The sequence below is a fragment of the Pseudomonas sp. B6(2017) genome (assembly GCF_002112765.1).
Lineage (GTDB): Bacteria > Pseudomonadota > Gammaproteobacteria > Pseudomonadales > Pseudomonadaceae > Aquipseudomonas > Aquipseudomonas piscis.
In genome coordinates this window covers 108,080-126,460 of the sequence record NZ_NEIQ01000001.1, presented here as the reverse complement: position 1 = coordinate 126,460, position 18,381 = coordinate 108,080, and the positions used below count along the sequence as shown (strand labels likewise).

General features: G+C 62.4%; 19 protein-coding genes. 12 read left to right on the top strand and 7 right to left on the bottom strand.

Going from position 1 to position 18,381, the window contains the following annotated elements; translation table 11 throughout:
- Positions 1-3: 3 nt before the first annotated feature.
- The 5 genes from gyrB to CAG11_RS00625 all read left to right on the top strand — a co-directional run bounded on the left by gyrB (position 4) and on the right by CAG11_RS00625 (position 4,201).
- Positions 4-2,421, top strand: a complete 2,418-nt coding sequence (gene gyrB, locus CAG11_RS00645) for a DNA topoisomerase (ATP-hydrolyzing) subunit B (RefSeq protein WP_022641554.1) — start codon at positions 4-6, stop codon at positions 2,419-2,421.
- Between the two features lie 108 nt (positions 2,422-2,529).
- Complete coding sequence (locus CAG11_RS00640) at positions 2,530-2,934, top strand: Imm1 family immunity protein (RefSeq protein ID WP_085593999.1); 405 nt, start codon at positions 2,530-2,532, stop codon at positions 2,932-2,934.
- Positions 2,935-3,018: 84 nt separating this feature from the next.
- Positions 3,019-3,504: a DUF4265 domain-containing protein gene (locus CAG11_RS00635; RefSeq protein ID WP_085593997.1), complete on the top strand. Its 486-nt coding sequence runs from the start codon at positions 3,019-3,021 to the stop codon at positions 3,502-3,504.
- Between the two features lie 23 nt (positions 3,505-3,527).
- Positions 3,528-3,869 (top strand): hypothetical protein, encoded by a 342-nt coding sequence (locus CAG11_RS00630; RefSeq protein WP_085593995.1) that lies wholly within the window; start codon positions 3,528-3,530, stop codon positions 3,867-3,869.
- Positions 3,870-3,880: 11 nt separating this feature from the next.
- Positions 3,881-4,201, top strand: coding sequence for a hypothetical protein (locus CAG11_RS00625; RefSeq protein ID WP_177409101.1), 321 nt, complete (start codon positions 3,881-3,883; stop codon positions 4,199-4,201).
- A gap of 27 nt (positions 4,202-4,228) precedes the next feature.
- Here the strand turns inward: CAG11_RS00625 and CAG11_RS00620 are convergent, their stop codons facing one another.
- Positions 4,229-4,957, bottom strand: coding sequence for a response regulator transcription factor (locus CAG11_RS00620; RefSeq protein ID WP_053137814.1), 729 nt, complete (start codon positions 4,955-4,957; stop codon positions 4,229-4,231).
- Between the two features lie 220 nt (positions 4,958-5,177).
- Between CAG11_RS00620 and CAG11_RS00615 the strand changes: the two genes are divergently transcribed.
- The 4 genes from CAG11_RS00615 to CAG11_RS00600 all read left to right on the top strand — a co-directional run bounded on the left by CAG11_RS00615 (position 5,178) and on the right by CAG11_RS00600 (position 9,984).
- Complete coding sequence (locus tag CAG11_RS00615) at positions 5,178-5,465, top strand: hypothetical protein (RefSeq protein ID WP_085593991.1); 288 nt, start codon at positions 5,178-5,180, stop codon at positions 5,463-5,465.
- 298 nt (positions 5,466-5,763) lie between these two features.
- On the top strand, positions 5,764-6,453 hold the full coding sequence (gene aqpZ, locus CAG11_RS00610) for an aquaporin Z (RefSeq protein WP_022641560.1): 690 nt from the start codon (positions 5,764-5,766) through the stop codon (positions 6,451-6,453).
- A gap of 198 nt (positions 6,454-6,651) precedes the next feature.
- Positions 6,652-7,647, top strand: a complete 996-nt coding sequence (locus tag CAG11_RS00605; RefSeq protein ID WP_085593989.1) for a FecR domain-containing protein — start codon at positions 6,652-6,654, stop codon at positions 7,645-7,647.
- An 18-nt stretch (positions 7,648-7,665) separates the two neighbouring features.
- On the top strand, positions 7,666-9,984 hold the full coding sequence (locus CAG11_RS00600; RefSeq protein WP_085593987.1) for a CHASE2 domain-containing protein: 2,319 nt from the start codon (positions 7,666-7,668) through the stop codon (positions 9,982-9,984).
- 180 nt (positions 9,985-10,164) lie between these two features.
- Here the strand turns inward: CAG11_RS00600 and CAG11_RS00595 are convergent, their stop codons facing one another.
- The 4 genes from CAG11_RS00595 to glyQ form a co-directional block, all read right to left on the bottom strand.
- Positions 10,165-10,935: a 1-acyl-sn-glycerol-3-phosphate acyltransferase gene (locus CAG11_RS00595; RefSeq protein WP_022641563.1), complete on the bottom strand. Its 771-nt coding sequence runs from the start codon at positions 10,933-10,935 to the stop codon at positions 10,165-10,167.
- A gap of 80 nt (positions 10,936-11,015) precedes the next feature.
- Positions 11,016-11,549, bottom strand: coding sequence for a D-glycero-beta-D-manno-heptose 1,7-bisphosphate 7-phosphatase (gene gmhB, locus CAG11_RS00590; RefSeq protein WP_053137825.1), 534 nt, complete (start codon positions 11,547-11,549; stop codon positions 11,016-11,018).
- Between the two features lie 17 nt (positions 11,550-11,566).
- A complete protein-coding gene (glyS, locus tag CAG11_RS00585; RefSeq protein ID WP_085593985.1) occupies positions 11,567-13,621 on the bottom strand; it encodes a glycine--tRNA ligase subunit beta in 2,055 nt (684 codons plus the stop codon).
- Positions 13,618-14,571 (bottom strand): glycine--tRNA ligase subunit alpha, encoded by a 954-nt coding sequence (gene glyQ, locus CAG11_RS00580; protein WP_022641565.1) that lies wholly within the window; start codon positions 14,569-14,571, stop codon positions 13,618-13,620. The genes glyS and glyQ overlap by 4 nt, the downstream gene beginning before the upstream one ends.
- Positions 14,572-14,652: 81 nt before the next feature.
- Between glyQ and tag the strand changes: the two genes are divergently transcribed.
- From tag to CAG11_RS00565, 3 genes are all read left to right on the top strand, one after another.
- On the top strand, positions 14,653-15,213 hold the full coding sequence (gene tag, locus CAG11_RS00575) for a DNA-3-methyladenine glycosylase I (protein WP_022642212.1): 561 nt from the start codon (positions 14,653-14,655) through the stop codon (positions 15,211-15,213).
- Between the two features lie 91 nt (positions 15,214-15,304).
- Positions 15,305-16,192, top strand: a complete 888-nt coding sequence (locus CAG11_RS00570; protein WP_022642213.1) for a lysophospholipid acyltransferase — start codon at positions 15,305-15,307, stop codon at positions 16,190-16,192.
- A 71-nt stretch (positions 16,193-16,263) separates the two neighbouring features.
- Positions 16,264-16,503, top strand: a complete 240-nt coding sequence (locus tag CAG11_RS00565; RefSeq protein WP_022642214.1) for a PilZ domain-containing protein — start codon at positions 16,264-16,266, stop codon at positions 16,501-16,503.
- Between the two features lie 150 nt (positions 16,504-16,653).
- Here CAG11_RS00565 and CAG11_RS00560 read toward each other — a convergent pair whose 3' ends face one another.
- Both CAG11_RS00560 and trkA read right to left on the bottom strand, forming a co-directional pair.
- Complete coding sequence (locus CAG11_RS00560; protein WP_022642215.1) at positions 16,654-16,971, bottom strand: tetratricopeptide repeat protein; 318 nt, start codon at positions 16,969-16,971, stop codon at positions 16,654-16,656.
- A 33-nt stretch (positions 16,972-17,004) separates the two neighbouring features.
- On the bottom strand, positions 17,005-18,378 hold the full coding sequence (gene trkA, locus CAG11_RS00555; protein ID WP_053137831.1) for a Trk system potassium transporter TrkA: 1,374 nt from the start codon (positions 18,376-18,378) through the stop codon (positions 17,005-17,007).
- Positions 18,379-18,381 lie beyond the last annotated feature (3 nt).

Below are 18,381 nucleotides of genomic sequence, written 5' to 3'. Positions count from 1 at the left end.
GGCATGAGCGAAGAAAATACGTACGACTCGAACAGCATCAAGGTGCTGAAAGGTTTGGATGCCGTACGCAAACGTCCCGGTATGTACATTGGCGACACCGATGACGGCAGCGGTCTGCACCACATGGTGTTCGAGGTGGTCGACAACTCGATCGACGAAGCTTTGGCCGGCCATTGCGACGACATCAGCGTCATCATCCACCCGGACGAATCCATCACCGTACGCGACAACGGTCGCGGTATCCCGGTGGATGTGCACAAGGAAGAAGGCGTTTCCGCAGCCGAGGTCATCATGACCGTACTGCACGCCGGCGGTAAGTTCGACGACAACTCCTACAAGGTTTCCGGCGGCCTGCACGGCGTGGGTGTGTCGGTGGTGAACGCCCTGTCCGAGGAGCTGGTGCTCACCGTGCGTCGTAGCGGCAAGATCTGGGAACAGACCTATGTCCATGGCGTACCCCAGGAGCGGATGAAGATCGTTGGCGACAGCGAGACCACCGGTACCCAGATCCACTTCAAGCCTTCGGCCGAGACCTTCAAGAACATTCATTTCAGCTGGGATGTCCTGGCCAAGCGGATCCGTGAACTGTCCTTCCTCAACTCCGGCGTCGGCATCGTCCTCAAGGACGAGCGCACCGGCAAGGAAGAGCTGTTCAAGTACGAGGGCGGCTTGCGCGCCTTCGTCGAATACCTGAACACCAACAAGACTGCGGTGAACCAGGTATTCCACTTCAACGTCCAGCGTGACGACGGCATCGGCGTGGAAGTCGCCCTGCAGTGGAACGACAGCTTCAACGAAAGCCTGCTGTGCTTCACCAACAACATTCCCCAGCGCGACGGCGGTACCCACCTGGTGGGCTTCCGTTCGGCCCTGACCCGTAACCTGAACAACTACATCGAACAAGAAGGCCTGGCCAAGAAGCACAAGGTCGCCACCACCGGTGACGACGCCCGTGAAGGTCTGACCGCGATCATTTCGGTGAAGGTGCCGGATCCGAAGTTCAGCTCCCAGACCAAGGACAAGCTGGTGTCTTCTGAAGTGAAGACCGCGGTCGAGCAGGAGATGGGCAAGTACTTCTCCGACTTCCTGCTGGAAAACCCCAACGAAGCCAAGCTGGTGGTCGGCAAGATGATCGACGCCGCCCGGGCTCGTGAAGCCGCGCGCAAGGCTCGTGAAATGACCCGCCGTAAAGGCGCCCTGGATATCGCCGGCCTGCCAGGCAAGCTGGCTGATTGCCAGGAGAAGGATCCAGCGCTGTCCGAACTCTACCTGGTGGAGGGTGACTCCGCGGGCGGTTCTGCCAAGCAGGGCCGTAACCGCAAGACCCAGGCGATCCTGCCGCTCAAGGGCAAGATCCTCAACGTCGAGAAGGCCCGCTTCGACAAGATGATCTCCTCCCAGGAGGTCGGCACCCTGATCACCGCCCTGGGCTGTGGCATTGGGCGTGAAGAGTACAACATCGACAAGCTGCGCTATCACAACATCATCATCATGACCGATGCTGACGTCGACGGTTCGCACATCCGTACCCTGCTGCTGACCTTCTTCTTCCGCCAGCTGCCGGAGCTGATCGAGCGCGGCTACATCTATATCGCCCAGCCGCCGCTGTACAAGGTCAAGAAAGGCAAGCAAGAGCAATACATCAAAGACGACGACGCCATGGAAGACTACATGACCCAGTCGGCTCTGGAAGATGCCAGCCTGCACTTGAACGAAGACGCCCCTGGTATTTCCGGCGAAGCCCTGGAACGCCTGGTCAACGACTTCCGCATGGTGATGAAGACCCTCAAGCGCCTGTCGCGCCTGTACCCACAGGAGCTGACCGAGCACTTCATCTACCTGCCGCCGGTGAGCCTGGAGCAACTGTCCGACCACGCCGCCATGCAGGAATGGCTGGCCAAGTACGACGCCCGCCTGCGCAGTTCCGAGAAGTCGGGCCTGGTCTACAAGGCCAGCCTGCGCGAAGACCGCGAGCGTAATCTCTGGCTGCCAGAGGTCGAGCTGATTTCCCACGGCCTGTCGAGCTACGTCACCTTCAACCGCGACTTCTTCGGTAGCAATGACTACAAGACCGTCGTATCCCTTGGCGCTCAGCTGAGCACCTTGCTGGATGAAGGCGCCTACGTGCAGCGTGGCGAGCGCAAGAAGCCAGTGACCGAGTTCAAGGAAGCCCTGGACTGGCTGATGGCCGAAAGCACCAAGCGCCACACCATCCAGCGATACAAAGGTCTGGGCGAGATGAACCCTGACCAGCTGTGGGAAACCACCATGGACCCGACCATGCGCCGCATGCTCAAGGTCACTGTGGAAGACGCCATCGCCGCCGACCAGATCTTCAACACCCTGATGGGTGATGCGGTCGAACCTCGTCGCGACTTCATCGAAAGCAACGCCCTGGCGGTGTCCAACCTGGACTTCTGACCAGGGGACGCAGCTGAAAATAAAAAAGGCCGACGCTTGCGTTGGCCTTTTTTATTGGCAGGTTGTTCAATCCCTCATCCATTTATCCAGCCAAGGCAGGCATGGCGAATGCTCAAGAAAATCATTGAAGATGAACATGCCGGTAACCGTTGCCACACCCATGAATGGTTAAATCCCGACTCGGCGCAGGTGCTGTCCGCATTCAACCGCCTCGACGGAAAAGCTTTCAGCTCGACGGTTTTTTTCTTCAGCGACGAGACCCTGATGCATATCGGGGGCGGTGCGGCCGATCGGTATGTGGTCTTCATCGCCCAGGATGTCGACCAATCGTTGCAGACCCTGCTCAGCGCAGACAGCCCCGACGACCAGTGGGTCGACTTGGTCGCGGGCGGCCAATCCGGCAGTTACCCGCGGCATCAGTGTGTGACTAAAGAGCAGGCGAGACAGGCCCTGGTTTATTTTTCGGCTTGTGGCGCGACTGATCCCGGTCTGGCCTGGCAAGTGGAAGACTAATTGGATAATGGACGTCGACCTCGGCAGGTACTGCCTCGGCCCTTGCCACCCTTTTTTAAAACAGTAATCGCTCGGAAATTTGTTATGGATGATCAAAGCCAGGAAATATCGATCAGGGTTGTCGCGGGGCAAAACGACCGCGGCCCGGTCTATGAACCGCTGCATGTACGGCGGATTGATGAGCACAGTTACGAGATTCTCTACTCACCGGGGCTCACGCTCAACCTGGCCAAGGGCGACATTATTTCGATCAAGGACCCACAGGCCCCGGCGGTGGTACTCAAGCGTGGCGGCAACTTCTGCATCCACATTTATTCGGATTACATTCCGGAACAACACATCAGTGCCCTGGAGGCAGATGTGGCGACCGAATTGGGCGGCATGCTCGACGGGCGCTACAAGGGCAATCTGACATTGTCGGTGCCAGCTCGAAACGGCATGGATAGGATCGCCCTGTTCTTCAACCGCTTCCGTGATGTCACGGGCATCGAGTGGTACTACGCCAACATCTATAAGAACCTCGATGACAGCGATGACGAGACGTTGCTCAATTGGTGGCTGGATAGCTGATCGCGAACGGAGTGCAGGCGAGCATGAGCTACGAATATCGGTTGGTGTTTGATGAGCCGCTGGGCGCGCGGCAGGTCATGGATAAGCTGCGCGGCAGAGCGGACTGTGTGCAGGCGGCAGAGCAGGTAGTCGACTTCAAGGATCCTGGCCTGGGCAGCAGCGCCGACTATGATCTGCGCCTGACCTTCGAGAACGACCAGGCGCTCTGGATGGAGCTGCTGTTCCGAACCGCGGCATTGCACGAGTGCCTGGACCGGGCAATGCAGGGGCACCGTTTCAGATGTTTCGAGGACGGTGACAGCCACGACGAGGTAACACTCGAACAGGTCTTTGCGCTGGGCAGGACCTCCCCTATTTCCCCTTGATGGTTGGGCCAATGAACGAAAGACAGCAGCTTATCTGTGAACGCTACGACCTCGCTCCCCAGGTGCCGGAGCCGATGATTGCACTGGCCACCGGCTCCCTTGCGCACTCGCCCATCTATGGCACAAGGATCGAGTTGCCGCAGAACGGTACGGTCAGTTGGTTTATCCACTGCGGCGAACATTCCACCGCTGTGGATTTCTACCAACCCTTGTGTACCGAACACCTGGTCGAGCTGTTGCCGGAGGTGATCGATTATCTGTATTTGCCGAGCGGGACGCGTTTCATCATCGACCGCGCTGGCTATGAAGATGTCTGGCAGAACCCGGAATGATATCGAGCCGCTTATGGCGGCCCGCCGTCAGTTGTCCTGCTCGCCAGGTGACGTGACGCTTTCCAGGCGGTAGCCATAACCGTAGATGGTCAACAACTGCCAACCCCGTTCCGCAGTCAGCCCCAGCTTGTTACGCAACCGGTAGATGTGGGTATCCAGTGGCCTGGAGGAAAGAATTTCCTCATGGGTCCAGAACCGCTCGTACAAGTATTCTCGAGACAGCGGCCGGCCCAGGTTGGCGAACAGGCAACGGGCCAGGCGGTACTCGCGTTCGGTGAGGCTGATGGGCACCCCGGCGCGGGTCACCGTCAGCTCGGCGTCGTCGAATGAAAGGTCGTTGAAGTTCAGCACTTCCTCGCTGTTGCTGCGCTGCAGGCCATGGCGGCGCAGCACCGCGTTGACCCGGGCCTTGAGCTCGTTGGGACGGAAGGGCTTGCTCAGGTAGTCGTCAGCGCCGGTGTTGAGGGCCTGGACGATATCGCTCTCGGCATCGCGGCTGGTGAGCATGATGGCGGCCGGTGGCGAGTCCATGTGCTCCCGGGTCCAGCGCAAGAGCGACAGGCCGCTGAGGTCCGGTACTTGCCAGTCGAGGATCATCAGGTCGAAGGTTTCCCGCCGTAACTGGCGCAGCAGGTCTTCGCCGCGCTCGAAACGGTGCAGGGTCCAGGGCTGTTCGCCCGGCCCGGGTATATCTCGCAGTGTCTGTTCCACCCGCGCCAGTTCTGCGGGTTCGTCATCCAGTATCGCGACACGCATGCGAGGCAGGTCCTTAGGGGGGTGAATGCGGTCCGAGGCAAGCCTCGGGCTGGGGAGAAGTTTAGGCGCCGGGGGCGAATCTGAACAATTGTGGCGAATTGCTCTAGGGGCGCTGCTCCCTCGGTACGCTGATATCAAATAGCCGGTAGCTGTTGGGAACATCCCCAGCGCCGAACTCCTTGAAGGACGATACCGGCTCGAACGAGCAAGGAAAAGGGCAATGGGCAACATGTCGGGGATGATGGATATGGGGTGGAAAAAAATCTCCAAAGGAGCGGATCTGGCGAAGTTCGTCACCCTGTCTCTTGCTGCGCTCTTGGGTTTCGAAGCTTTTTCTACAGCTGCCGTCGTTCCGCCACCCCCGCACTACGCCCTTCCGGTGCAGCGTTATTTCAGTCCCTCGGTGGATCAGGTCGGCTTCAGTGACTCATTGGGCTTCGCCCCCGCGACCATTGCGCCGTCGGTGCCATCGGTGGTGTACCAGGACCAGCAACGGTGGGTGTTCTAACCGTGGGGCCGAACATTCTGAAGAAATATTGCAAAGCGACACCAGGCTGCGTCCTACCGGTAAATTCGCACTCGCTGAGTGGCACACGGGGGCAATCGGAAGTGCTCCGACACAAGGAGTGTCATCCGCCGGTTTGGCGGCTGCGGACCGAAGCTCGCTTCGATTCACCGTACAGGGGAAAACAGGGAGTGCCTCCTCAGGACGTAATGCTCGACACAAGGATGTGTCTCCCTCCTCCGCTGGTTGTCGGCGATCTTGACACTCTCCCTCTCATTTCGAACATCTGTGAAGGCCTCTGATGAAAACACTCGGCGCGGAATTCTTTGGTACGTTCTGGTTGGTGCTGGGCGGCTGCGGCAGTGCCGTATTGGCTGCCGGCGTTCCACAATTGGGTATTGGCTACCTGGGCGTCGCCCTGGCCTTTGGCCTCAGCGTCTTGACCATGGCCTATGCCGTGGGGCCGATTTCCGGCGCGCACTTCAACCCTGCAGTGTCGCTGGGCCTGTGGTTGGGCGGCCGCTTCCCTGGTAACCGCCTGTTGCCGTACATCGTCGCCCAGGTGCTCGGTGGCCTGGCAGCCGGTGCGGTATTGTTCCTGATCGCTTCGGGCAAGGCTGGCTTCGACGCTTCGGCCGGTTTTGCCGCCAACGGCTATGGCGAACACTCGCCCGGCGGTTACTCGATGCTCGCGGCCCTGCTGTGTGAAGTGGTGCTGACGGCGATGTTCCTGCTGGTCATCCTGGGCGCCACCTCCAAGCGTGCCGCTCCCGGTTTCGCCCCGATCGCCATTGGCCTGACCCTGACGCTGATCCACCTGATCAGCATTCCGGTCACCAATACTTCGGTCAACCCGGCTCGCAGTACCGCAGTGGCATTTTTTGCCGGCGAGTGGGCTGTGTCCCAACTCTGGCTGTTCTGGGTCGCTCCGCTGCTGGGTGCGAGCCTGGGAGCCCTGGCCTATCGTCTGATCGCTACTGGTCGGGACTGACCCGTAGCGCCGGAGGGCCCCAGGCCCGACCGGTGACCCAAGGCTACGCACGCACAACCGCTCTTGAGCGGTTGTGCCGTTCCCACAGGGATGAATGGCTATAGACCGGTTTCGGTCGAGAGCTATGGCCAGCACGCCAACAATCTAGTTCTAATGTCACGGACTTCAGCAGAGCGCGACCACGGATCCGATGATTTCATGACGTACTTACCTATTCGCCACCGGGCCATGTTCGTCCCGCTCCTGTTCGGCGTGGTGCTGGCCTTGTCCGACTCGATGGCCAATGCCGCCGTTTCTCCAGCCAAGCGCCTGCCCTATATCGACGATAACCAGCAGTGCCGTGGCCAACCGTTGCCGGCGACGGTCGAGCACCTGACTGGCGAAGCCTGGAAGCTGGACGCCAAGGGCCGCGAGACCGCCCTGGAAGAAGGCATGGATATCGACGAGAAGGAAAGCGTGAAGACTTCGCCCTCGGCGTTCGTCAGCCTGTCCCTGGGCGATGGCTCGCGGGTGGTGTTGCCATCCAGCTCCCAGGTCACCCTGCGGTTGAACGAGCAGTACGGCATTCCCCAGCTGGTATTGGAGCAGGGCCAGATCGAGTCCTACGTGATCAAGCGCAATAGCGATCACGACCGTTTCCAGATCGTGACCCCGGTGGGAGTGCTGGGTGTACGCGGAACCCACTTCCGCGTGCGCAACGACGACCAGCAATCCCTGGTGGAGGTGCTCAATGGCCAGGTGGCGGTGAACCGGGACGAGGAAGCCATCACCCCGCCCTCCCCTCGTTCGCGCAAGCGGGTTGTGGATAAACCGGCCGGCCCGCAGCCGGGAGAAGTGCAGGTGATGGCGCGCCAGGGCATGCGGGTGCGCAAGGAGGGTGAGCTCAAGCCGGTGCAATTGCTGGCCGCACCCCGGCTGCTGGGGCAGGCTGGGCAAACCGGCGCGCTGCCCGCCTGGCAGCTGATCCTCGAGCCATTGCCCGGTGCCCGGCGCTATCGGGCCCAGGTGGCTACCGACAAGGATTTCCTGAACATCAAGCAAGAACAGTTCTCCAGTACCCCGCAAGTCAACTTCACTGGGTTGCAGGCGTTTTTCTATCATGTACGCCTCTCGGCATTCGACGAGCATGGCCTGGAAGGAGAAACCGGGGTCTATGACATTTTCTATTACCCCAGGAGCAGCCGTGTCCAGTAACCCGCCAACGGGTTGCCGATGAGCCTGTGGAGCCGTCGTCGCGACGGTCGTGAACTGTCCCTGGCCCAGCAGCTGTTCCATCGCCTGGTGCGCGAGTGGCTGTGGGTCAGCCTGCTCTTGTTGCCGCTGACGGCGGCACTGTCCCTGAGCCATGGGCTGGCGCTGAACAACCTGTTCTATGATCAGTTGCGCCGCTTTACCCCGCTGGCGGTGGATTCGCGGATCCTCTTGGTGACCATCGACGACTACAGCCTCCAGCAGTTGGGGCGCTGGCCCTGGCCAAGGGCGATCCATGGCCAGTTGCTCGACCGACTGACGACGGCCGGAGCCAAGGGCGTGTTGTTCGACGTGATCCTCAGCGAACCTGGCAGCACCGTGGAAAACGACACTCGCCTGGCCGCGGCCCTGTGCCGTGCCGGCAACGTGTTCCTGCCGGTACTGCGCGAAGGCGTGGCCCGTTATGGCCAGGACCTGGGCGAGCTGCTGCCGGTGGCGCCGTTGCGCAACTGTGCCCGTGGCCTGGGCCATATCAACGCCGAGGCCGACCCCGACGGTACGGTGCGCAGCGTCTACCTGCGCGAAGGACCGCAACAGGCGCCCCGGGCGCAACTGACCTGGCTGATGTACCAGCTCACCGAAGCCGACTCGCTGGTGCCACGGATGCCGGGCAGCGGCGAGCCGGAGCTGACCCGGGGCTGGTTGCGGGCCAACCCGGTGCGCATCCCTTTCATTGCCAAGGCTGCGGGGTTTCCCAGCGTGCCCTACGTCAGCGTGTTGCGCGGTGAAGTCCCGCCGGAGCTGCTGCGGGATCGGCTGATCCTGGTGGGGTCCACGGCCCCGGGCTTGGGAGATCGCTACGTGACCGCGCAATCCGGCAGCCAGGGCACCACCCCGGGCGTCGAGATCCAGGCCAACCTGCTCAATGGCCTGTTGCAGCACCGCACCGTGCTGGCGCTGGGGCAGTGGTCGGGAGTGCTGCTGTCGGTGATCCTGACCGCCGCCTTGCTCGGCCTGCTGCTTTGGCGCCCGCGTCATGCCCTGTGGATAACCCTGGGCTGCATGGGCCTGGCGTTGCTGGGCTCGGTATCGATGCTGCGCCTGGGCTACTGGTGGTCGCCGGTGGCCAGCTTGCTGGGCATGTTGCTGGCGTACCTGATCTGGAACTGGCGGCGCCTGCAGGTCATCTTGAGTTACTTCGGCTGGGAGCTGCAGCGCCTGGACAGCGAACCCAAGGTGTTGCCCGAACGCCGGCGCCCCCGGGAACCGGTGGGCGATGTGCTGCAAGGCCAGATCGTCGCCCTGGAACAGGCCCTGGGCCGGACCCGGGACACCCGGCGCTTTATCGCCGACGGCCTGGAATGCCTGCCGGTGGCGACCCTGATCAGTGATCCGGAGGGGCGGATCCTGCTGGCCAACCGCAATGCTCGCGAAGTGTTCGCGCATTCGCTGGTGGGGCATTCGTTGCTGGAACAACTGGCGGCCCTGGGGTATCCGGGGCTGGCCGAGCCGGCGCAGTATCCCGGCCTGGGGCAGTTGCCCATCGTGGAGTTCCGCGATATCCAGCAACGCAGCCTGCGGGTGGAACTGGCGCCGTTGTTGCCGGTGGACAGCGAAACCCCCATTGGCTGGTTGCTGAGCCTGACCGACCTGAGCGTCGAACGCGATGCCGAACAGCAGCGCGGGGTGTTGCTACGGTTCCTGTCCCATGACCTGCGTGCGCCCCACTCGGCGATCCTCGCCTTGCTGGATGTGCAGCAGCGCCAGCCGTCGCTGCCCAAGCAGGTCTATGGCCAGATCGAGCAGCAGGTGCGCCGGGCCCTGACCCTGACCGAGGCTTTCGTGCAGTTGGCCAAGGCCGAGTCGGAGGTCTATCAATTCGAGCCGAGCATGTTCGCCATGCTGGTGCTGGATGCCTTCGACCAGGCCAATACCCTGGCCCAGCTCAAGCATATCCAGCTACGCCATAGCCTGGACGAGCAGGCCGAAAGCCTGGTGCTGGCGGACCAGTCGTTGTTGACCCGGGCGTTGTTCAACCTGCTGGAGAACGCCATCAAGTACAGCCCGGAAGGTTCCACCGTGAGTGTCGGGGTCAGTTGCGCCGAAGGCTGGCTGCGTTGTGAAGTCCGCGATGAAGGCCAGGGTATCGCTGCCGCGGACTTGCCCCAGCTGTTCGGCCAGTACCAGCGCTTTGCCTCGGCCCGGGGCATCGATGGGCTGGGCCTGGGCTTGTCGATGGTCAAGGCGGTGATGGACCGCCACCAGGGGCGGGTCAGTTGCCAAAGCGTGGTGGGCCAAGGCTCCTGCTTCATCCTCGAGCTGCCTCTGCTGGAGGAATAGCACCGCAGGAAATAACGAGACGAAAAAACCGGCACAAAAGCCGGTTTTTTTCTTTAGGCGTAAAACTTATGCACCTTTTTCCATATTTTATGAGCTTCTGAAATATGCATATAAATCAGTGAGTTATATATTTGTTTCAAGCGTCCCAGGAAAATTCGTGCACAGGTTATCCACAGTTGTTCATACAGCAAGCTTATCCGTGGCAGAGTCCAATGGTGGCAATGAACCCATTTCCCGCTGGGCCTGCTCGTTCCAGGCTGCCACCCGGTCGTTGAGATCGGCGATGGCCCGTGGGCCGCTGCCTTCGGCGTACATGGGCGCGCCAATGGTCACGGTGATGGTTCCAGGGCGCTTGCTCCAGCCAGTCTTGGGCCAGAACTTGCCGGCATTGTGGGCCACCGGCAGGACTGGCAAGTCGGCGTTCACCGCCAGGGCGCTGCCACTGCGGGAGAACTTGCCGACCTGGCCATAGGGCACGCGGGTGCCTTCGGGGAAGATCAGTACCCAGACATTGTCCTTGAGCAGTTCATCGCCCTTGCTCGCCACTTGCTTGAGGGCGGCCTTGGGGTTGTCCCGGTCGATGGCGATGGGGCGCAGCATGGCCATGGCCCAACCGAAGAACGGCACGTACAGCAGTTCACGCTTGAGTACTTGGCTCAAGGGTTGGAAGTAGGCCGAGAGGAAGAAGGTCTCCCAGGTGCTCTGGTGGTTCGAGACGATCACGCAGGGGCGTTCCGGAACATTGTCCGCGCCCTTCACTTCCACGCGGATGTCGAGCAATACCTTGGTCAGCCACAGGGCACAGCGACACCAGTAGACATTGATAAAGCGATAGCGCGCCTTGAAAGGCAGGAACGGCGCGATGAAAAAGCTCAGGGAGCACCACAGCAAGGCGCTGGTGCTCAACAGCAGGTAAAAGAAGAAGGTTCTGATGGCCTGCAGGATCGACATAGCGGCATTTACCATTGCGGGCGTGCCCGCTTTAAAAAGCGCTCTCCCGAACGGTCCTTGGTCAGGATGCCAGAAGGGGCCTAATTGTGGATAAGTTCAGCGGCAACGGCCGCCAAGTCGTCAAAAATCAAGGTGCCTACCGGCAGGGTTTTCCCCAGGGTCTTTTCGCCTTTTCCGGTCTTTACCAATACGGGCTGACAGTCGACGGCTCTTGCCGCCTCCAGGTCACTGAGACTGTCACCTACGAACCATAGATGGCCGAGATCGGCCTGGTAGTGTTCGGCGATGGTCCGCAGCATTCCCGGCTTGGGCTTGCGGCAGTCGCAGCCTTCATCCGGACCATGGGGACAATGGACGATCAGCCCGACTTCGCCGCCCTGCTCCGCCACCAGCTCGCGCAGGCGCGCGTGCATGGCGTCGAGGGTGGCCAGGTCGTAGTAGCCGCGGGCAATGCCGGACTGGTTGGTGGCCACCGCCACCGTCCAGCCGGCCTTGCTCAACTGCGCAATGGCTTCGATCGATCCGGGGATCGGTATCCACTCCTGCACCGATTTGATATAGGCATCGGAGTCGTGATTGATCACGCCGTCGCGATCGAGTATCAGCAGTTTCACAGCAGTTCCCTATCCGCTCAGCTCAGTACCGAAATGTCGGCCACGCCCAGGAACAGGCCACGCAGGCGCGCCAGCAGCGCATAGCGGTTGGCCCGTACGTTGGTGTCCTCGGCATTGACCATCACCGCCTCGAAGAAGGCATCCACCGGCTCGCGCAGGGCGGCCAGGCGGGCCAGGGTCTCGCTGTACTGGCGGGCTGCGGCCATTGGCTGGACAGCCTGGTCCGCCTGCTGGATCGCCGAGTACAGGGAGAACTCGTTGGCATTGTCGAAGTATTTGGCTTCGATGGTGGTCGGCACGTTGCCTTCGATCTTGCTCAGCAGGTTCGACACGCGCTTGTTCACCGCTGCCAGCGCCGCGGCTTCCGGCAGCTTGCGGAAGGCCTGCACGGCCTGTACGCGCTGGTCGAAGTCCAGGGCCGAACCCGGTTTCAGGGCCCGTACCGACAGGTAGGTGGCCACGTCCACGCCTTCGTCCTCGTAGCGTGCGCGCAGGCGGTCGAAGATGAACTCCAGCACCTGCTCGGCCAGGCCGGCGGCCTTGACCTTGCTGCCGAAGGCGCTGACGGCAGAGGCCACCGCTTCGTTCAGGTCCAGGTCGAGCTTCTTCTCGATCAGGATCCGCAGCACGCCCAGGGCCGCACGGCGCAGGGCGTAAGGGTCCTTGCTACCGGTAGGCAGCATGCCGATGCCGAAGATGCCCACCAGGGTATCGAGCTTGTCGGCGATGGCCACGGCGGCACCGGTCAGGGTGCTGGGCAGCTCGGCACCGGCGCCACGAGGCATGTATTGCTCGTTGAGGGCCAGGGCCACGTCTTGCGGCTCGCCGTCATTGAGGGCGTAGTAGTAGCCGGCGATGCCTTGCATCTCGGGGAACTCGCCGACCATCTCGGTGGCCAGGTCGCACTTGGAGAGGATGCCGGCACGGGCTGCGCGCTGGGCGTCGCCACCGATGCGCGGGGCAATGAAGGCGGCCAGCTTGGAAACGCGCTCGGCCTTGTCGTAGACGCTGCCCAGCTTCTCCTGGAAAACCACGTTCTGCAGGCGCTGGTTGAAGTCCTCGAGCTTCTGCTTCTTGTCTTGCTTGAAGAAGAACTCGGCGTCGGTCAGGCGTGGGCGCACGACTTTCTCGTTGCCCTCGATGATCTGGCGCGGGTCCTTGCTCTCGATGTTGGCCACGGTGATGAAGCGCGGCAGCAGCTTGCCATCCACGTCCAGCAGGCAGAAGTACTTCTGGTTGTCCTGCATGGTGGTGATCAGGGCTTCCTGGGGCACTTCCAGGAACCGCTCCTCGAACGAGCACACCAGCGGCACTGGCCATTCCACCAGGGCGGTGACCTCGTCCAGCAGATCGGCCGGGACGATGGCGGTGCCTTCCTGCATGCGCGCCAGCTCTTCGGTGCGCTTGCTGATCAGCTCGCGGCGCTCGTTGGCATCGGCCAGCACGTAGGCAGCACGCAGGTCGGCCAGGTAGTTGGCCGGCGCGGTGATTCGCACGTTTTCCGGGTGGTGGAAACGATGGCCACGAGAGTCGCGGCCGGCCTTCTGGGCCAGGATGGTGCAGTCGATGACTTCATCGCCCAGGAGCATGACCAGCCACTGGGTCGGACGCACGAACTCTTCCTTGCGCGCGGCCCAGCGCATGCGCTTGGGAATCGGCAGGTCGTTGAGCGAATCCTCGACGATGGTCGGCAGCAGGCTGGCGGTAGGCTTGCCCTTGATGCTCTGGCTGTAGCGCAGTTTCGGACCGCTCTGGTCGATCTCGCTCAGGTCCACGCCGCACTTCTTGGCGAAGCCCAGGGCGGCCTGGGTCGGGTTGCCCTCGGCATCGAAGGCCGCCTGGCGTGGCGGGCCGTCGAGGTTGATGCTGCGGTCCGGCTGCTGGGTGGCCAGCTGGGTGATCAGTACCGCCAGGCGCCGTGGCGCGGCGTAGACGTGCTTGGCTTCAAAGCTCAGGCCAGCGCTCTGCAGGCCTTTTTCGATGCCGGCCAGAAAGGCTTCGGCCAGGGTCGCCAGGGCCTTGGGTGGCAGTTCTTCAGTGCCCAGTTCAACCAGAAAATCTTGCGCACTCATTGTGCCGCCTCCAACTTAGCCAACACTTCATCACGCAGGTCCGGGGTCGCCATCGGGAAGCCCAGCTTGGCCCGGGCCAGCAGGTAGGCTTGCGCGACGGAACGCGCCAGGGTGCGCACACGCAGGATGTACTGCTGGCGCGCGGTCACCGAGATGGCCCGGCGTGCATCCAGCAGGTTGAAGGTGTGCGAGGCCTTGAGGACCATTTCATAGCTCGGCAACGGCAGCGGCTGGTCCAGCTCGATCAGGCGCTTGGCTTCGCTTTCATAGAAATCGAACAGTTCGAACAGCTTGTCGACGTTGGCGTGCTCGAAGTTGTAGGTCGATTGCTCCACCTCGTTCTGGTGGAACACATCGCCATAGGTGACCTTGCCGAACGGGCCGTCGGCCCAGACCAGGTCGTAGACCGAGTCCACGCCCTGCAGGTACATGGCCAGGCGTTCCAGGCCATAGGTGATTTCGCCGGTCACCGGGTAGCACTCGATGCCGCCGGCCTGCTGGAAGTAGGTGAACTGGGTCACTTCCATGCCGTTGAGCCAGACTTCCCAGCCCAGGCCCCAGGCGCCCAGGGTCGGCGATTCCCAGTTGTCCTCGACGAAACGGATGTCGTGCACCAGTGGGTCCAGGCCCACGTGCTTGAGCGAGCCCAGGTACAGCTCCTGGAAGTTTTCCGGGTTGGGCTTGAGGACCACCTGGAACTGGTAGTAGTGCTGCAGGCGGTTGGGGTTCTCGCCGTAGCGGCCGTCAGTGGGGCGGCGGCTTGGCTGCACGTAGGCGGCGTTCCAGGTTTCCGGGCCGATGGCCCGCAGGAATGTGGCGGTGTGGAAAGTGCCGGCGCCTACTTCCATATCGTAGGGCTGAAGTACCACACAACCTTGCTCGGCCCAGTACTGCTGGAGGGCGAGGATCAAGTCTTGGAAGGTACGCACGGCTGGCGTAGGCTGGCTCACGAAATTCACCTGTTACTTGGGCTGCGATTTAAGGAGCGGGAGTATACCCGATTCGGTCCTGCGCACGCCCCCTGGAGCCTTATGCCACGCTGCTTTTGGTGTACCGAAGATCCGTTGTACATGGCTTATCACGACCAGGAATGGGGCGTACCGCTGCGCGATGGGCAGCGCTTGTTCGAGTTGTTATTGCTCGAAGGGTTCCAGGCCGGGTTGTCATGGATCACCGTGCTGAAGAAGCGCGAGCGCTATCGGCAGGTGCTGTTCGGCTTCGATGTGCAGCGGGTGGCACAGATGAGCGATGCCGAGATCGACGAGCTGATGCTCGATCCGGGCATCATCCGCAACCGCCTCAAGCTCGAGGCCGCGCGGCGCAATGCCCAGGCCTGGCTGGAGCTGGACGATCCGGTGGCGTTCCTCTGGTCCTTCGTCGGCGGTGTGCCGAAGATCAACCATTTCGCCGATCGCAGCGAGGTCCCGGCGGTGACGCCCGAGGCCGAGGCCATGAGCCGTGGCCTGCGCAAGGCTGGTTTCACCTTCGTCGGCCCGACCATCTGCTACGCCCTGATGCAGGCTTCGGGCATGGTCATGGACCACACCCGCGACTGCGATCGCTACTCCAGCCTGGGCTCGCCGGCGCCATGAGCGCCACGGCAGGCGCTTTCGCACAGGCGCCGATGGCCGGTTAGAATAGCCGGCTGCGACTAGGCCATGACCAAGAGATCAGGAGTCATCTGTGGATAAGTTCAAAGGCGCCCTGCTGGTGGGAGCTCTGCGGTTGTTTGCCCTGCTGCCCTGGCGCGCGGTGCAGGCGGTCGGCGCGGCCATCGGCTGGATCATGTGGAAGACTCCCAACCGCTCCCGCGACGTGGTGCGGATCAACCTCGCCAAGTGTTTTCCCCAGATGGACCCCGCCGAGCGCGAGCGTCTGGTCGGCCAGAGCCTGAAGGACATCGGCAAGTCCCTGACCGAAAGCGCCTGTGCCTGGATCTGGCCGGCCGAACGCTCCATTGCCCTGGTGCGCGAAGTCCAGGGCCTGGAAGTGCTCCAGCAGGCCCTGGCCTCGGGCAAGGGCGTGGTGGGCATCACCAGCCACCTGGGCAACTGGGAAGTGCTCAACCACTTCTATTGCAGCCAGTGCAAACCGATCATTTTCTATCGTCCGCCCAAGCTCAAGGCGGTGGACGAACTGCTGCGCAAGCAGCGGGTGCAACTGGGCAACCGCGTGGCAGCCTCCACCAAGGAAGGCATCCTCAGCGTCATCAAGGAAGTGCGCAAGGGCGGCTCGGTGGGCATTCCCGCCGACCCGGAACCAGCCGAGTCCGCCGGGATCTTCGTGCCCTTCTTCGCCACCCAGGCCCTGACCAGCAAGTTCGTGCCCAACATGTTGGCCGGCGGCAAGGCCGTTGGCGTGTTCCTGCATGCCCTGCGCCTGCCCGACGGCTCGGGCTACAAGGTGATCCTCGAGGCGGCCCCGGAAGACATGTACAGCACCGACACCGAAGTCTCCTGCGCGGCCATGAGCAAGGTGGTCGAGCGTTACGTGGCGGCCTACCCGAGCCAGTACATGTGGAGCATGAAGCGTTTCAAGAAGCGCCCTCCTGGCGAGGCGCGCTGGTACTGACAGAGCTGGCACGATCTGTGGATAACCTCGCTCGAGGATTATCCACAGGACACTGGACAAGGGCGCAGAAGATGTCCGATCACCGCAAGTCGTTCCGTATCAAGATTTCCCACGAGAGCATCGGCGAATGCCTGGGGCAGACCCGCAACCTCTCGGCCAGCGGCGTCTATGTGCAAAGCCCGCAGCTGGCGCGGCTGCCCAAGGGCGCCGTGGTCTATGGCCAGGTGCAGGGCTTGCCGGTGGCCGCGCCGCGGGTGCGCATGGAAGTGGTGCAGGTGGACGCCGAGGGCATCGCCCTGCGTTATCTCTAAGCCGGTCCAGTGGCCGCTGCCGATCCCGCGAGGCGGCGAAAAGGACTACAGGGCCTCGCTTGGCGGTCTCTTGTCGAGCCTCGCTGGTCTTCAGAGCCTCGCGAGCGTTGCGCTCGTTCGCAGCCTGCGGCAGCGGTTACAGGGTGATGGTCAGCCTTGGGACTGGCGGTCGAGTTTTTTCAGGAACACGGTCATTTCCTTTTCCGCCTGCTTGTCGCCCTGGCTCCGGGCCGCCTCCAGGCCCTGCTCCCAGGCCTGGCGCGCCGCTTGTAGCTCGCCCTGCCCTTGCAAGGCCTTGCCCAACAGCTTCCAGGCCGCGGAATACTTCGGGTCCAGGGTCACGCACTGTTGCAGGTGGGTGGCGGCCCGGGCGTGTTCGCCCTGGTCCAGGTAACCCTTGCCCAGGCCGAAGCGCAGCAGTGGGTTATCCACACCCTTGGCGAGCATTTTTTCCAGCGATTCCAGCATTGTCGTCACTCCTGTGGACAAGACAGCGTTCGATCAGAAGAAGCTCAGGCCCACGTGGAACAGCTTCTCCACATCGCGGATATGTTTTTTATCCACAAGGAACAGGATCACGTGGTCCCCGGCCTCGATCACCGTATCGTCGTGGGCGATCAGCACCTCTTCATCACGGATGACCGCGCCGATGGTGGTCCCCGGCGGCAGGCCGAGGTCGCCGATGGCCCGCCCGATCACCTTGCTCGACTTGGCGTCGCCATGGGCGACGGCCTCGATGGCTTCCGCCGCACCCCGGCGCAGGGAATGCACGCTGACGATATCGCCACGGCGCACGTGGGCCAGCAGGGTGCCGATGGTGGCCAGTTGTGGGCTGATAGCGATGTCGATATCGCCACCCTGGATCAGGTCGACGTAGGCCGGGTTGTTGATGATGGTCATGACCTTCTTCGCCCCCAGGCGCTTGGCCAGCAGCGAGGACATGATGTTGGCCTCGTCGTCGTTGGTCAGGGCCAGGAAGATGTCGGCGTCGGCGATGTTCTCTTCCAGCAGCAGGTCGCGGTCCGAGGCGCTGCCTTGCAGGACCACGGTGCTGTCCAGGGTGTCGGAGAGATAGCGGCAGCGGGCCGGGTTCATCTCGATGATCTTGACCTGGTAGCGGCTTTCGATGGCCTCGGCCAGGCGCTCGCCGATCTGCCCGCCACCGGCGATGACTATGCGCTTGTAGGACTCCTCGAGCCGGCGCATCTCGCTCATCACCGCGCGGATGTGGGCCTTGGCGGCGATGAAGAACACTTCGTCGTCGGCCTCGATCACCGTGTCGCCGGTGGGCATGATCGGCCGGTCGCGGCGGAAGATCGCCGCCACCCGGGTGTCGACGTTGGGCATGTGCTCGCGCAGTTGGCGCAGTTGCTGGCCGACCAGCGGGCCGCCGTAATAGGCCTTCACCGCCACCAGCTGGGCCTTGCCCTCGTAGAAGTCGATCACCTGCAGCGAACCGGGGTGCTCGATCAGGCGCTTGATGTAGTTGGTCACCACCTGTTCCGGGCTGATCAGCACGTCCACCGGAATGGCATCGTTGTCGAACAGGCCGGCACGGGTCAGGTAGGCGGCCTCGCGCACCCGGGCGATCTTGGTCGGGGTGTGGAACAGGGTGTGGGCGACCTGGCAGGCCACCATGTTGGTTTCGTCGCTGTTGGTCACCGCCACCAGCATGTCGGCATCGTCCGCCCCGGCCTGGCGCAGCACCGTGGGGAAGGAGCCGCGGCCCTGCACGGTACGGATGTCCAGGCGATCGCCGAGATCGCGCAGGCGTTCGCCATCGGTGTCCACCACGGTGATGTCGTTGGCTTCGCTGGCCAGGTGTTCGGCCAGCGTGCCGCCTACTTGGCCGGCGCCGAGGATGATGATCTTCATCCA

Excerpts from the sequence above, each read along its gene's own strand:
- gyrB (WP_022641554.1), top strand. The coding sequence starts at position 4 with ATGAGCGAAGAAAATACGTACGACTCGAACAGCATCAAGGTGCTGAAA.
- CAG11_RS00640 (WP_085593999.1), top strand. The coding sequence starts at position 2,530 with ATGCTCAAGAAAATCATTGAAGATGAACATGCCGGTAACCGTTGCCAC.
- CAG11_RS00635 (WP_085593997.1), top strand. The coding sequence starts at position 3,019 with ATGGATGATCAAAGCCAGGAAATATCGATCAGGGTTGTCGCGGGGCAA.
- CAG11_RS00630 (WP_085593995.1), top strand. The coding sequence starts at position 3,528 with ATGAGCTACGAATATCGGTTGGTGTTTGATGAGCCGCTGGGCGCGCGG.
- CAG11_RS00625 (WP_177409101.1), top strand. The coding sequence starts at position 3,881 with ATGAACGAAAGACAGCAGCTTATCTGTGAACGCTACGACCTCGCTCCC.
- CAG11_RS00620 (WP_053137814.1), bottom strand. The coding sequence starts at position 4,957 with ATGCGTGTCGCGATACTGGATGACGAACCCGCAGAACTGGCGCGGGTG.
- CAG11_RS00615 (WP_085593991.1), top strand. The coding sequence starts at position 5,178 with ATGGGCAACATGTCGGGGATGATGGATATGGGGTGGAAAAAAATCTCC.
- aqpZ (WP_022641560.1), top strand. The coding sequence starts at position 5,764 with ATGAAAACACTCGGCGCGGAATTCTTTGGTACGTTCTGGTTGGTGCTG.
- CAG11_RS00605 (WP_085593989.1), top strand. The coding sequence starts at position 6,652 with ATGACGTACTTACCTATTCGCCACCGGGCCATGTTCGTCCCGCTCCTG.
- CAG11_RS00600 (WP_085593987.1), top strand. The coding sequence starts at position 7,666 with ATGAGCCTGTGGAGCCGTCGTCGCGACGGTCGTGAACTGTCCCTGGCC.
- CAG11_RS00595 (WP_022641563.1), bottom strand. The coding sequence starts at position 10,935 with ATGTCGATCCTGCAGGCCATCAGAACCTTCTTCTTTTACCTGCTGTTG.
- glyS (WP_085593985.1), bottom strand. The coding sequence starts at position 13,621 with ATGAGTGCGCAAGATTTTCTGGTTGAACTGGGCACTGAAGAACTGCCA.
- tag (WP_022642212.1), top strand. The coding sequence starts at position 14,653 with ATGCCACGCTGCTTTTGGTGTACCGAAGATCCGTTGTACATGGCTTAT.
- CAG11_RS00565 (WP_022642214.1), top strand. The coding sequence starts at position 16,264 with ATGTCCGATCACCGCAAGTCGTTCCGTATCAAGATTTCCCACGAGAGC.
- CAG11_RS00560 (WP_022642215.1), bottom strand. The coding sequence starts at position 16,971 with ATGCTGGAATCGCTGGAAAAAATGCTCGCCAAGGGTGTGGATAACCCA.
- trkA (WP_053137831.1), bottom strand. The coding sequence starts at position 18,378 with ATGAAGATCATCATCCTCGGCGCCGGCCAAGTAGGCGGCACGCTGGCC.